At 61.8% G+C, this 12,933-nt stretch carries 11 protein-coding genes; all 11 read left to right on the top strand.

Going from position 1 to position 12,933, the window contains the following annotated elements; genetic code table 11:
• Positions 1 to 618 (top strand): TonB family protein (locus NW852_RS05295; protein WP_414426519.1); only part of this gene is annotated, 618 nt, incomplete at its 5' end.
• 18 nt (positions 619 to 636) lie between these two features.
• Positions 637 to 1,545, top strand: a complete 909-nt coding sequence (locus NW852_RS05300) for an ABC transporter substrate-binding protein (protein ID WP_414426520.1) — start codon at positions 637 to 639, stop codon at positions 1,543 to 1,545.
• 83 nt (positions 1,546 to 1,628) lie between these two features.
• The gene (locus NW852_RS05305; RefSeq protein WP_414335834.1) at positions 1,629 to 3,182 is read left to right on the top strand and encodes a ferredoxin--nitrite reductase; all 1,554 of its coding nucleotides are present in this window, start codon (positions 1,629 to 1,631) and stop codon (positions 3,180 to 3,182) included.
• A 60-nt stretch (positions 3,183 to 3,242) separates the two neighbouring features.
• The gene (locus NW852_RS05310; RefSeq protein WP_414335836.1) at positions 3,243 to 4,547 is read left to right on the top strand and encodes a CmpA/NrtA family ABC transporter substrate-binding protein; all 1,305 of its coding nucleotides are present in this window, start codon (positions 3,243 to 3,245) and stop codon (positions 4,545 to 4,547) included.
• 147 nt (positions 4,548 to 4,694) lie between these two features.
• Positions 4,695 to 5,630 (top strand): nitrate ABC transporter permease, encoded by a 936-nt coding sequence (gene ntrB, locus NW852_RS05315; protein WP_414371070.1) that lies wholly within the window; start codon positions 4,695 to 4,697, stop codon positions 5,628 to 5,630.
• A gap of 81 nt (positions 5,631 to 5,711) precedes the next feature.
• On the top strand, positions 5,712 to 7,703 hold the full coding sequence (locus NW852_RS05320) for a nitrate ABC transporter ATP-binding protein (RefSeq protein ID WP_414364491.1): 1,992 nt from the start codon (positions 5,712 to 5,714) through the stop codon (positions 7,701 to 7,703).
• Between the two features lie 36 nt (positions 7,704 to 7,739).
• On the top strand, positions 7,740 to 8,582 hold the full coding sequence (locus NW852_RS05325) for an ABC transporter ATP-binding protein (RefSeq protein WP_414378144.1): 843 nt from the start codon (positions 7,740 to 7,742) through the stop codon (positions 8,580 to 8,582).
• 155 nt (positions 8,583 to 8,737) lie between these two features.
• Positions 8,738 to 9,691, top strand: coding sequence for a LysR family transcriptional regulator (locus NW852_RS05330; RefSeq protein ID WP_414360891.1), 954 nt, complete (start codon positions 8,738 to 8,740; stop codon positions 9,689 to 9,691).
• Between the two features lie 39 nt (positions 9,692 to 9,730).
• Positions 9,731 to 10,771: an anthranilate phosphoribosyltransferase family protein gene (locus NW852_RS05335; RefSeq protein ID WP_414364493.1), complete on the top strand. Its 1,041-nt coding sequence runs from the start codon at positions 9,731 to 9,733 to the stop codon at positions 10,769 to 10,771.
• A 63-nt stretch (positions 10,772 to 10,834) separates the two neighbouring features.
• Positions 10,835 to 11,554 (top strand): DNA-binding protein, encoded by a 720-nt coding sequence (locus tag NW852_RS05340; RefSeq protein ID WP_414371067.1) that lies wholly within the window; start codon positions 10,835 to 10,837, stop codon positions 11,552 to 11,554.
• Between the two features lie 128 nt (positions 11,555 to 11,682).
• The gene (gene recF, locus NW852_RS05345; protein ID WP_414398744.1) at positions 11,683 to 12,849 is read left to right on the top strand and encodes a DNA replication/repair protein RecF; all 1,167 of its coding nucleotides are present in this window, start codon (positions 11,683 to 11,685) and stop codon (positions 12,847 to 12,849) included.
• Positions 12,850 to 12,933: the final 84 nt, after the last annotated feature.

Here is a 12,933-nt window from a genome sequence, read left to right on the forward strand (position 1 = left end):
GGGGCGGGGGTGTGTTGGTCGTATGATGTCGGGGGGGGGGGGGTGCTCCGGTGGGGCGGGGGGCCGGTGGCTACCCCCACGGCCGCACCTGTGGCCAACAGGCCGCCCTCTGGGGCTGCTACGAGCGCTCCCATTCCCCGCTTCACCCCCCTCATCCAAGGGATCCGTTCAGGTGGCGGGGGCACTGCCGGGAGCAAGGGATCCGAATCCAGCGCTCCTGGGAGGGGTGTCGTTGCTGGCCTCAGTGGATCCCAGGCGCAGGGGTCTGCGCCGACAGCAGGAGAAGGGGCTGGGGAGGCTTCCCCTCCTACCTCCTCGCCTGCAGCAGTGGCTGCCAATCCGGACATCCTGGCCCGCCCCATTCCGGGTCGCAACCCGCCGCCACAGTACCCTCCCCAAGCCCGCCGCCTCGGCCAGCAAGGCCAAGTGCTGTTGCGGGCCAGGGTGGATGCCCAAGGGCAGGTGCAGCAGGTGGAAATTGTCTCTTCTAGCGGCTTCCCAGCCCTGGACAGGGCCGCACAAGAGGCGGTGCAAAGGTGGCAGTTTAGCCCCGCCTTGAGAAACAACACCCCGATTGAGTCGTGGGTGACGGTGCCGATTCAATTTACCCTCAATTGACTGTTTTGGAGATTGTCCATGCCGTCTTCTCTTTCTCGCCGTCAACTTTTTGTCCTTGGCCTGGCCAGCCTGGGGGTCTGGGGGATGGGTCGCCAGGCCCAAAGCCAGATCCCGCCAGCTCCGGTTCGGCGAGTGGCCAGCCTCACCTCCTTGACCGCCGATATTCTCTATCGCCTGGCCCCGGACAAACTGGTGGGGATCCCGGCCGGACGTTTGCTAGAGGCGGATCCCCGCTTTCAGGGCATAACTCGGCTGGGGCTGGGCAACCAACCTAACCTGGAGCCAATCGTGGCCCTGCAACCGGACTGGGTGGTGGGGGCCAGTGGCTTGCACACGGCTCTGGCAGAACGATTGCAGGCATTGGGGATCCCCACCTATCTCACGCAGGTGGACAGTTGGGCTGCCCTGGAAGCAACCATCGCCACTCTGGCTGCGGCTGTGGGAGTGGATCCGGATCCCTTGCTGCGGGAGTACGGATCGCTTTTGCCCCAGGAGCTGCCCCCGGTTCGCCCCAAAACCCTGCTTTTGGTCGGCACCCAGCCGATTCTTGCTCCCAACCGGCAAAGCTGGGCCGGGGATCTGCTGGAGCGCTTTGGCGCCGACAACCTAACGGCTGCCCTGCAAAGCCAAGGGCAATTTCGCGGCTATGTCACCCTTGCGGCAGAGCGCATCCTGGAAGCCAACCCCGAGGTTTTGTTGGTGGTCAACCCGGAGGCGGCGGATCCCTTGGTGTTTTTCCGTGCCCGCCCCTTTTGGAACCAGTTGAAAGCCGTTCAAACCCAGAGGGTCTATGGATTTGACTACTACGGCTTAGTCAACCCAGGCACTCTAGACAAAATTAGAGCGGCCTGCGAGCAGTTGGCCCAGGTTTTGGGAAGAGAGGCCACTATGCGCTCCTCGCAAGTGAGTTATGACAAAACGGCATAGCTTGTTACGAAGTGTAACGACAAATACCAAAGTTAACGATTGGCCATCGCTAAGGTAGCCGGTGTTCCCCTACGGCAGCGACGATGGCGAACCAATTTGAGCGCCTCAAAAGCGAAAAGGACGGGCTGGCGGTCAAAGCCGAGCTGGAAGCGTTTGCCCGCATGGGCTGGGAGAACATCCCTGAAGACGACCGGGATCACCGCCTCAAGTGGCTGGGGATCTTCTTTCGCAAGCGCACGCCCGGCCAGTTTATGCTACGGCTGCGCCTGCCCAATGGGATCCTGACCAGCGGCCAGATGCGGATGTTGGCGGCGATCATCCATCCCTATGGAAAAGATGGCGTAGCCGACATCACCACCCGGCAGAACTTGCAACTGCGCGGCATCCCCATCGAGGAGATGCCCCAGATCTTGGGCTACTTGAAGGAGGTGGGCCTAACCAGCATCCAGTCGGGCATGGACAATGTGCGCAACATTACGGGATCCCCCCTCGCGGGCATTGACCCAGATGAGCTGATCGACGTGCGCGGCCTCACCCGCAAGGTGCAGGACATGGTAACCAACAACGGCGAGGGCAACCCTTCCTTCACCAATCTGCCGCGTAAGTTTAACATCGCCATCTGCGGTTGTCGCGACAACTCCGTTCATGCGGAGATCAACGACCTGGCCTTTGTGCCGGCCTTCAAAGCGGGCAAGCTGGGCTTCAACGTCTTGGTGGGGGGCTTTTTTTCGGCCCGCCGCTGTGCCGAGGCCATCGGGCTGGATGTCTGGGTGGATCCGCGCGATGTGGTTCCTCTGTGCGAGGCGGTGCTGCTGGTCTACCGGGATCACGGCCTGCGGGCCAACCGGCAGAAGGCGCGGCTGATGTGGCTCATTGACGAGTGGGGCCTGGAGAAGTTTCGGGCGGCTGTGGAGCGGCAGATCGGCCATCCGCTGTCCAGAGCGGCGGAAAAAGATGAGGTGGTCTGGCAGAAGCGGGATCTCCTGGGGGTGCATGCCCAGAAGCAGCCGGGCTTGAACTTCGTTGGCCTGCACGTGCCGGTGGGACGGCTGAATGCCCTGGAGATGATGGAGCTGGCCCGCCTAGCGGAGGTATACGGCTCCGGGGAGCTGCGGCTGACGGTGGAGCAGAACGTGCTCATCCCCAATGTGCCCGATTCGCGGGTGGCGCCGCTGCTTAAAGAGCCGCTCTTGAAAAAGTTCTCCCCCAACCCAGGGCCCTTGCAGCGGGGGCTGGTGTCCTGCACGGGCAACCAGTTCTGCAACTTTGCCCTCATCGAGACCAAAAACCGCGCTGTGGCTCTAATGGAAGAGCTGGAAGCCGAGCTGGAGATCCCGCAGACGGTGCGCATCCACTGGACGGGCTGCCCCAACTCCTGCGGCCAGCCCCAGGTGGCCGATATCGGCCTCATGGGCACCACCGCCCGCAAGGACGGCAAGCCGGTGGAAGCGGTGGACATCTACATGGGGGGAGAAGTGGGCAAAGACGCCAAGCTGGGCGAATGTGTGCGTCGAGGGATCCCTTGCGAAGACCTCAAGCCCGTCTTGGTGGAGCTGCTGATTGAGCACTTCGGGGCCAGGCCGCGCCAGCGTCCATCGGCTGCTCAAACTGCTTCTTCCCCCGTGATGGCTTGCTAAGTAGGGGCCAAGTCTGGGGAAGGTTTTCTCTCTGCGTCGTGCAAAATCTTGGAGGTTCCGATGTCTAAACTGTTCTCCCGTCGCCAATTTTTGGCCGGGGCAGCCGCCCTGGCAGCAGGAGCAGCCGCGGCTGGGATCCCACGCGCCCAATCGCAATCTTTGGGTCAGGGCTACTGGGTGGCCCAGGCCGATACTCCCGAGACCCCGCGGGCCAAGCTGGGGTTCATTGCTCTCACCGACGCCGCCCCCCTGATCATCGCCAAAGAGAAGGGGTTTTTTGACAAGTACGGCATGAAGGACGTGGAGGTGGTCAAGCAGGCCTCTTGGGGCACCACCCGCGACAACTTGGTGCTGGGATCCGCTGCTGGCGGCATCGATGGGGCGCACATTCTCACCCCCATGCCCTATCTCATCACCACCGGCAAAGTTACCGATGGCAAGCCGGTACCGATGTACATTCTGGCCCGCCTGAACTTGGACGGTCAGTGCATCAGCATTGCCAACGAGTACCGGGATTTGCAAATTGGCCTGGATAGTTCCCCCCTCAAAGCCAAGTTTGCGGAAGCGCGAGCTGCCGGCAGGGATCCCAAATGCGCGGTAACCTTCCCCGGCGGCACCCACGACCTGTGGATGCGCTACTGGCTGGCCGCCGGCGGGATCGATCCCAATGGCGATGTCTCTGTCATTGTGGTGCCGCCGCCCCAGATGGTGGCCAACATGAAATCCAAAACGATGGAAGCCTTCTGTGTGGGCGAGCCTTGGAATGCTCAACTGGTGAACCAAAAAGAGGGCTATACCGCCCTCACCACCGGCGAGCTGTGGAATCGCCATCCTGAGAAAGCCTTTGCTCTGCGGGCTGACTGGGTGGATGCCCACCCGAAAGCCACCTTGGCGCTGTTGAAGGCGGTGCAAGAAGCCCAGATCTGGTGCGACCAAATGGAGAACAAAGAGGAAATGTGCCGGATCATCGGCGACCGCCGCTGGCTGGGGGTTCCTGTGGCCGATATCTTGGGTCGCGCCAAAGGCACCTTTGACTACGGCACCGGCAAAGTGGTGCAAAACAGCCCCCACCTGATGAAGTTCTGGCAAGACAATGCTTCCTACCCCTTCAAGAGCCACGACCTTTGGTTCCTGACCGAAGACATCCGCTGGGGCTATCTGCCCGCCGACACGGATACCAAAGCCCTGGTGGACAAGGTCAACCGAGAAGATCTCTGGCGCGAGGCCGCCAAAGCCATTGGCCAAGAGGCCGCCATTCCCCCCAGCACCTCTCGCGGCGTGGAAACCTTCTTCGATGGGGTGAAGTTCGACCCCGAAAATCCGGCTGCCTATCTGGAGAAATTGGCCATCAAGAAGCTGGCCTAGCCTGCTCCTTCCAGGGCTTGCAGAACACCTGCAAGCCCCCTGTCCGAGAGATTTCCCCAAGAGCCCCCAGACAGGTTCAAATTAAACCTCTTCTCTCTTGCACTTTCCCTACGCTGACTTTGACCATAGCCCTACTCTCAGCAAACTATGCCTCTTCTCCACTTTGCCTTGAAGGTGGGCTGCCACCTCTTCCCTTTGCTCATCCGCTTAGGCCGTTGGCTGCTGAGCCAAGGTGCCTCTCTTCAGGCCCATGCCGGGATCCCTTCTGCCACGAGCTCTGGATCCGCTTGGAGGCAACGAGTCCGGATCCATCAAGCGCTGCGCTGCATTCTCTTGCCCGCTACGGCAATTTTCATCGTGCTCCTGCTCTGGCAAATCCTCTACAGCCGGCCCGGCGCCAACCTGCCCACCCCGCTCCAAGTTTGGCAGGACACCTGGGATCCCCTCATTAAAGATCCCTTTTTTGACTACGGCGGCAACGCCAAAGGACTGTTCTGGCAAATCTGGGCCAGCCTGCAGCGGGTGTTCATTGGGTTTTTCTTGGCCAGTCTGGTGGGGGTTTTGGGCGGCATGGTGATCGGGGTCAACCGCTGGCTGCATGAGGCTTTGGATCCCATTGTTCAGGTGTTGCGCACGGTGCCACCTCTGGCTTGGCTGCCGATTTCTTTGGCCGCCTTTCGCGATGCCAACCCCTCCGCCATTTTTGTTATCTTCATCACGGCCCTCTGGCCCATTTTGATCAACACCATTGCCGGTGTACAGCGGATCCCACAGGACTACCGCAATGTGGCCAGAATTGTACGCATGTCCGGCTGGAAGTATTTCTTTAAGATTGTCTTTCCGGCCACGGTGCCCTACATCTTTACCGGCCTGCGCATCGGGGTGGGCCTGTCTTGGCTGGCGATTGTGGCTGCAGAAATGTTGGTTGGCGGGGTGGGCATCGGCTTCTTCATTTGGGATGCCTGGAATAGCTCCCGCATCAGCGAAATTATTGTGGCTTTGATCTATGTCGGCCTGGTTGGCCTTTTGTTGGATCGGGTTACGGCTTGGATTGGCTCGCTGGTGGTTGCCGAGGATCACTAGGTTGGACTGAGCCCGGAGTTGGCTGCTGACAGTTTGCTCACTTTTCAAAAATGAATCTCAAGGGATCCCTTAGGTAGCATCATGAAGACTCAGCCCTACATCGAAGTTGACCATGTAGACAAAGACTTTTTCCTGGACAATGGGGAGGTTTATCCCGCTCTAAGAGACATCCATCTGGAGATCCAAAAAGGGGAATTTGTCTCGCTAATTGGCCACTCCGGCTGCGGCAAGTCCACCCTCCTCAACATCATCGCCGGCCTGGAAAAACCCTCCCGCGGCGGCGTGCTGCTGGAAGGCCGGCAGATGACGGAGCCCGGCCCGGAGCGCATGGTGGTGTTCCAGAACTATTCCCTGCTGCCCTGGCTGACGGTGCGGGAAAACATCGCCCTAGCCGTGGACGAGGTGCTGGGATCCCTTCCCCAAGCAGAGCGAGCCCGCATCGTGGAAGAGCACATCCGCCGCGTGGGTCTGCAGGGGGCAGCCGACAAGCGGCCCGCCCAGCTGTCGGGGGGGATGAAACAGCGGGTGGCCATTGCCCGGGCTTTGGCCATTCGCCCGCGGGTGCTGCTGCTGGATGAGCCGTTTGGGGCGTTGGACGCCCTCACCCGCGGCAGCCTGCAGGAACAACTGATGGAGATTGCCCAGGCGGAGCAGCTCACCTGTATTTTGGTTACCCACGATGTGGATGAGGCGCTTCTGCTTTCGGATCGGGTGGTGCTGCTGACCAATGGCCCGGAGGCCCGCATCGGCCAGATCTTGCGGATCCCGTTTCCGCGGCCGCGCCACCGGTTGGAAGTGGTGAATCACCCCGAGTACTACAGCCTGCGGGGGGAGATGATCTACTTTCTCAACCAGCAAAAGCGGGCCCGCCAGAAAACTCCTACCCGTGTGGCCATCGCCAAGGGGGGGCTGGAAAAAGTCAACTTGGCAATTGGCTTTGTGCCCCTCAACGACTGCGCCCCTCTGGTGGTGGCCCAAGAAAAGGGCCTGTTTCAGAAGTACGGCCTGGAACAGGTCACGCTGGTCAGGGAGCCGGGCTGGAAAACCATCTGGGAAGGGAGCCGCTCCGGTCGGCTGGATGCGGCCCTGGTGGTGGCCGGGATCCCTTTGGCCTCTACCCTGGGGGTGGGCGGGGTACCGGTGCCTTTGGTAACTGCGCTTACTGTTTCCCGCGGCGGCAACGCCATCACCTTTGGGCGCCGACTCCTGCTGCAGGCCTTCCAGAGCCCCTGGGATCTTCGCCAGTACCTCCGCCAAACTCCCGATACGGTTCATACGCTGGGGGTGGTGCACCCGGCCTCGATGCACAACTTCCTCTTGCGCTATTGGCTGGCCAGCGGCGGCGTGGATCCGGATCGAGATGTGACGTTGACGGTGATCCCGCCGCCGCAGATGGTGGCCCACCTCAAGGCCGGCAACATCGACGGCTACTGCGTGGGCGAACCCTGGAACTCCCGCGCCGTGCGGGAACAGGTGGGGGTTATCGTTGCCACCACTCCCGAACTCTTGCCCAGCCACATCGAGAAAGTCCTGGCGGTGCGCCAAGACTGGGCCCAAAGCTACCCCCGCACCCACGTGGCTCTGGTCAAGGCGCTGCTGGAGGCCTGTCACTACTGCGATCAGCCGCAGCACCGTCCCCAGATCCTGGAGTGGCTGGCCCAGCCCCAGTATGTGGGCGTGGCCCCAGCCGATCTGGAGCCGGGGTGGAGGGGCATCCTGCAGCGGGGCATCGCCGATGAATCGCAAGTGATCCTCGGTTTCCACCAGTTTGCCAACGGGCGCAACACCTGCCCCGAACGCTTGGAGCACCTCTGGATCCTGACGCAGATGGCTCGCTGGGGCATCTGCCCCTTCCCTCGCAATTGGGTTGCTGTCCTGGACCAAGTGCTGGATGACAAAACCTACGCCCTAGCTGCTAGAGAACTGGGGCTGCCGGATCGGGCCCACGATCGCGGGGCTTTGCTCTTTGCCGACGGATCCCGCTTTGATGGCGAGGATCCCTTGGACTACCTGGAGTCGGTGGCCATTCGCCAGGAGCTGAAGCTGCAGGAATACCCCCTCAGCAAGGTCTAGTTTTTGCCCTACTGAACTCAACTGGAAGGCTTTATGATGACCCACTCTCGCTTAACTTCTTTGTCCTTTTCTTCAGCCTCTTCCCTCTCAGGTCTGCCCCTTCTTTCCCTCCAGAATGTGGGCAAGACCTACTTTACGGCGGCAGGAGCCTTTGTGGCGCTAGAAAATGTCAACTTGGAAGTGGCCGCCGGCGAATTTGTCTGCATCATCGGCCACTCCGGCTGCGGCAAGTCCACCTTGATCAACATGGTGGCCGGGTTTTCTGCTCCTACTTCGGGATCCATTACCCTCAAGGGCCAGCCCATCACCGCCCCAGGGCCGGATCGGATGATGGTGTTCCAAAACTATTCCCTTCTGCCCTGGCTGACGGCTTTTGAAAATGTTTATTTGGTGGTGGACCAGGTCTATCCCGATAAATCCCCTAGAGAGAAAAGGGAAATCGTTCAAGAACACCTAGAACTCGTGGGTTTGGCCGAAGCAGCCCACAAGCGGCCCAAGCAGCTCTCCGGGGGTATGAAGCAGCGAGTGGCCATTGCCCGCGCGCTGGCGGTGCGCCCAGAAGTACTGTTGCTGGATGAGCCCTTCGGGGCCTTGGATCCCATTACCAAGCAAGAGCTGCAGGATGAGCTGCTGGCCATTTGGCGAGATCACCGCTGCACGGTTTTGATGATTACCCACGACATCGACGAGGCTCTTTACTTGGCAGACCGGGTGGTGATGATGACCAATGGCCCTGCTGCCCATATTGGCGAGATTTTGACGATCCCCTTTGGGCGACCGCGCAGCCGCGCGCGCATCATGGAAATGCCGGAATTTTACGAATTGCGCAACTCTGCCCTCGACTTTCTCTACCGTCGCGCCGCCCTTGTCTTGGATTGAGGGGGAGCCAGTCTCGTCAAGGCGGCACGGCGAGCAGCGCTCCTCCCCAATACCAGAGTCTTACAGCAAGGTTTGGTAGCGGTACCTACACCAAGTCGAGGGATCCCTGGCTAAAATCCCACAGCAGTTGGGCCATCACTCCGGAGAGGTTCTCGGTGCGTTTGGAGCTGTTGCAGGCTTTCCTGAACGTCGTCGAAAGCGGCAGCTTTTTGGCTGCTGCCCGCTGCAGTGGCTTGACCCAGTCTGCCATCAGCCGCCGAATTCAGGCCTTGGAAGAAGAGGTGGGCGCTCCGCTACTGCATCGCAAGAGCCCGCTGGCTTTGACAGTGGCGGGGGAACGGCTCCTACCCCATGCCCGGCGCATCTGTCAGGAGTGGCAGCAGGCCCAAGAGAGCATTCGGGAATGGCTACGGGGCGAGCAAAGCGAGCTCTGCGTTGCGGGGATCCACTCGCTGATTGCCTATCGACTGCCGCCGGTGCTCCAGGAGTTCTGCCGAGAGTACCCGCAGGTGCAGTTGCGGGTCACGGCCCTGGGCAGCGACCGCGCTTTGAAGGTGCTCAAGGATGGGCTGGTGGATGTGGCTTTGGTGATGGAAAATCCCTGGCTGAGGCGGGGAGCTGAACTGGTGGTGGAGCCGCTGTATTCGGAGCCCATTCAGGTGTTGATGGCCGCCAGCCATCCCCTTAGCCGCTACGAGCGGATCCCTTGGCCAGTGTTGGCCGAGTACCCCCAGGCCGTATTTAAAGATGGCTATGCTATGCGCGCTTGGGTGGGATCCCACCTGGCCCGCCAAGGGTTAACTCTCAAGGCAGCGCTGGAGCTGAACACGCTGGATGCCTTCCGCGGCGTCGTTCGCCAGGGGCAGTTGATTGCCCTCCTGCCAGAATCGGCTCTGGTGGACTGCCACGCCGACCCAGAACTACAGGTGCGGCCTACTGAACCCCCCTTGTTGCAGCGACAGGTGGTGGCAGTTACCACCCGTGACCGCTATCAGATCCCACCCATTCGCCGCTTTTTGCAGTTGGCAGCCCAACTGCTCCGCCCGCCTGCTCCTTCTAAGAGGTCCGACGTCGAGGCGTTGGTCCCGGCCAAGGTGCTGTCGGCTTAGTTGGAGACTTACCCTCCCCCGCTCCAGACTGCCAAGGCTATGAGCCATGAGTTTCGCGAGCTGTTGAAGAAAATTGGCAGTGGCACCCACACCCACGAGGATCTCACCCGCGGCGAAGCCGCCCAGGCTACTCGGCTGCTCCTTGCGGGCAAAGCCACCCCGGCCCAGATTGGGGCCTTCTTGATTGCCCACCGCATCAAGCGCCCCACCGCCGAAGAGCTGGCTGGTATGTTGGATGCCTATGCCGAGTACGGCCCTCGCCTTCGCCAACGGGATCTGCCCCACCCCTTGGTGATCTTTGGCCACCCCTACGATGGCCGCTCGCGCACAGCACCGCTAGGGGTGTTGGTGGCTCTGGTATTGGCAGCGGCGGGGCCAGCCGTTTTGCTGCATGGCTCCGGCTTTTGCCCTCCCAAGTATGGTCTGCCTCTGGAGGTGGTCTGGCGAGGCTTGGGGGTGGACTGGCGAGGATGGTCGCTGGAGCAAGTGGGCCAGTCCCTGGAGCAAACGGGCTTGGGATTTTTGTATTTACCAGATTGTTTTCCCCAAGCCCAGGCCCTGATGGAGTACCGGGATCAAATTGGCAAGCGCCCTCCCCTGGCCACCTTGGAGCTGGTCTGGTCACCCTACGAGGGCCCCTTTCATTTGGTGGCTGGCTACGTGCACCCCCCTACCGAGGCTACGATGCTGGAGTTGTTTGCCCTGCAAGGGATCCAAAGCTTTACCACGGTCAAGGGACTAGAGGGCAGCAGCGACCTACCGCGGGAGCGGACGGCTATCCTCAACCACTGCGGGGAACGGCTGCTGCTCAAAGCCCGCGACCATCACCTGGCTGGCCCCGAGATCCCGCTGGCGGAGGAGAAAGAGTTGCTGCGGCAGATGCACCAGCTCCTCAACGGCGATCCCTCCCCCCTTGCGCCAGCAGTACTCTGGAATGGCGGTAGCTACCTCTGGCTGCTGGGCTATGCTCACTCCCTCAGCGAGGGGATCCAGCAAGCCGAGGAATTGCTCCGCTCTGGCCGGGTGAGGGAAAAGTTGCAACAGCTCCAACAACAGGCTCACCTGGCCCGGTTTTCCTAGGGATCCCTTCTTGCCTCAAGATATGCCGCAAGGGAAAGCCCACAGGGTCACCCCCAAACCGGCTTGTCCTGTCGATTGGAGTTTGTAACCCTGCCGATCCGTGCTTCCTTCACCGGTGCCCTCGGCTGTTCCCTGCCGATTTTGCTGCTCCTCACTCCCCTGGTGCTGGGATCCCCGGCGCAAGCCCAGCGGGGCCGCCGCCCGGCTCTTGGAACCGCAGCCCCCGTGCCAATGCAGCCGAGTTGGCAGAGCCCGCGGGAGCTGGAGCGGGCCAACCACGACCTGGCCAAAGCCCAGCGGCACCTGGCGGAAGCCAGCTTCTTCGCCCAGCGGGGATCCTCTCCGGAAGCCGCCCGTCTCCTGGAGCTGAGCCGCCAGAGCTTGGCCGAGGCCCAGAACGCTCTGCAAAGGGGGAATGTCTTCGCCGTCCGCGAGCAGGCCAAAGCGGCGGAAAACTTGGCCAAAGCCGCCAAGGCGCTCTACGAAGCGGAGTTGGGCTTTGGGAGCCGTCCTGGCCGTTCCTTCTTCGAGGCCCCCTTGCGCGCCCAAGAGTCCCTCAGCCGGCTGCAGGCGGAGATGGCCTTCGCCAACATCACCGCCGGCCCTGTGGCCGAGCTGCAGCAGCAAGCCCAACAGTTGTTGAGCAGGGTCAATACCGATCCGGGCAGCTACACCTTCGCCGACTACAGCCGCAGCAAGGCTGCCCACCACTCGGCCCGCGCTGCGTTGCATCTGTTGGCGGCAGAGCGCCTGAGCGGTTTGGGATCCCTGGGCAGCCTCTAAGCGCCCCCTGGTTGAGGCAGCCCGCTCTCTTCTCCTAACCCTGCAGCAGTTGCGTTAGAGTAAAGGCCCCCGCCGCGGGGGCCGTTCTTGTTCCCAGAAATCCAGAGTCAGTAGCCCACCCTCGTCGAGTGTACCTGCGTTTTCTGCACCTGTGGCACTTCCGCAACTACCGGGATCAGGGGATCCCCTTCGAGGCGCCCAAGACCATCCTGGTGGGGGAGAACGCCCAGGGCAAGACCAACCTTTTGGAGGCAGTGGAGCTCTTGGCCACCTTGCGCTCGCGGCGGGCCAGCCGGGATCGGGAGCTGGTGCAGCAGGGGGAAGAGAGGGCGCGGATTGCCGCCACCGTGGAACGGCTGGGGGTGGCCCACGAGCTGGCAATGGAGCTGCGCAGCCAGGGGGGGCGATCCCTGAGGGTTAACGGCCAGGTGCTACGGCGACAATCTGACTTTTTGGGGCAGGTGAGTGCCGTGGTGTTCTCCAGCCTGGATCTGGAGCTGGTGCGAGGGGGGCCAGAGGCGCGACGCCATTGGCTAGACGGGGTGTTAATCCAACTGGAGCCTGTTTATGCCGACTTGGTGGAGCAGTATCGCCAGATCCTCAAGCAGCGCAATGCCCTCTTGAAGCAGGATCCCAAGGATTCCATCCCGCCGACGCAAGAAGCCGCCAGCAACAAAGCTTCTCAGATGGCCTTCTGGGACGCACAACTGGCCACCAGCGGCAGTCGTATCGTGCGCCGTCGCGCCCGGCTGTTGCAGCGGCTAGAACCCCTGGCCGCCCGCTGGCACCAAACCATCAGCGGCGGACGGGAGACCCTCAGCCTCACCTATCGCCCCCAGGTGCCCCTGGCGGATCCCCAGGCCGATCCCGCGGCGGTTCAGGCCCAATTCTTGGCAGAGATCCGCGCCAAGGCTGCTGCCGAACAGGCTTTGGGCACTTCCCTGGTCGGCCCCCACCGGGACGAGGTGGAGCTGAGCCTCGACGGACGGCTGGCTCGTGCCTACGGATCCCAGGGGCAGCAGCGCACCTTGGTCTTGGCCCTCAAACTGGCGGAGCTGGAGCTGATTGAGCAGGTGAAGGGGGATCCGCCCTTGCTGCTGTTGGACGACGTGCTGGCGGAGCTGGATCTGCACCGCCAAAACCAGCTCTTAGGGGCCATTCAAGAGCGGGTGCAAACTTTGGTTACCACCACCCACCTGGGATCTTTTGACACCGCTTGGCTCAAGGGAGCGCAAATCCTTCACGTGCACCAGGGGCAAATTTCTCCCTCCCCCGCCTCACTCCCCTTGGCTTAAAGCAAGCCAATCCCCCAGCATACTCCCCTCTCCCTCTGGGAGAGGGGCCGGGGGTGGTCGCGTGAGCGGCGCGGAGCGCTTGGG

This window comes from Synechococcus sp. H60.1, assembly GCF_047462335.1.
Classification (GTDB): Bacteria; Cyanobacteriota; Cyanobacteriia; order Thermostichales; family Thermostichaceae; genus Thermostichus.

What these genes read in the sequence shown, in the direction of transcription:
- NW852_RS05300 (WP_414426520.1), top strand. Translation starts at nt 637, where the DNA reads ATGCCGTCTTCTCTTTCTCGCCGTCAACTTTTTGTCCTTGGCCTGGCC.
- NW852_RS05305 (WP_414335834.1), top strand. Translation starts at nt 1,629, where the DNA reads ATGGCGAACCAATTTGAGCGCCTCAAAAGCGAAAAGGACGGGCTGGCG.
- NW852_RS05320 (WP_414364491.1), top strand. Translation starts at nt 5,712, where the DNA reads ATGAAGACTCAGCCCTACATCGAAGTTGACCATGTAGACAAAGACTTT.
- NW852_RS05325 (WP_414378144.1), top strand. Translation starts at nt 7,740, where the DNA reads ATGACCCACTCTCGCTTAACTTCTTTGTCCTTTTCTTCAGCCTCTTCC.
- ntrB (WP_414371070.1), top strand. Translation starts at nt 4,695, where the DNA reads ATGCCTCTTCTCCACTTTGCCTTGAAGGTGGGCTGCCACCTCTTCCCT.
- NW852_RS05310 (WP_414335836.1), top strand. Translation starts at nt 3,243, where the DNA reads ATGTCTAAACTGTTCTCCCGTCGCCAATTTTTGGCCGGGGCAGCCGCC.
- NW852_RS05335 (WP_414364493.1), top strand. Translation starts at nt 9,731, where the DNA reads ATGAGCCATGAGTTTCGCGAGCTGTTGAAGAAAATTGGCAGTGGCACC.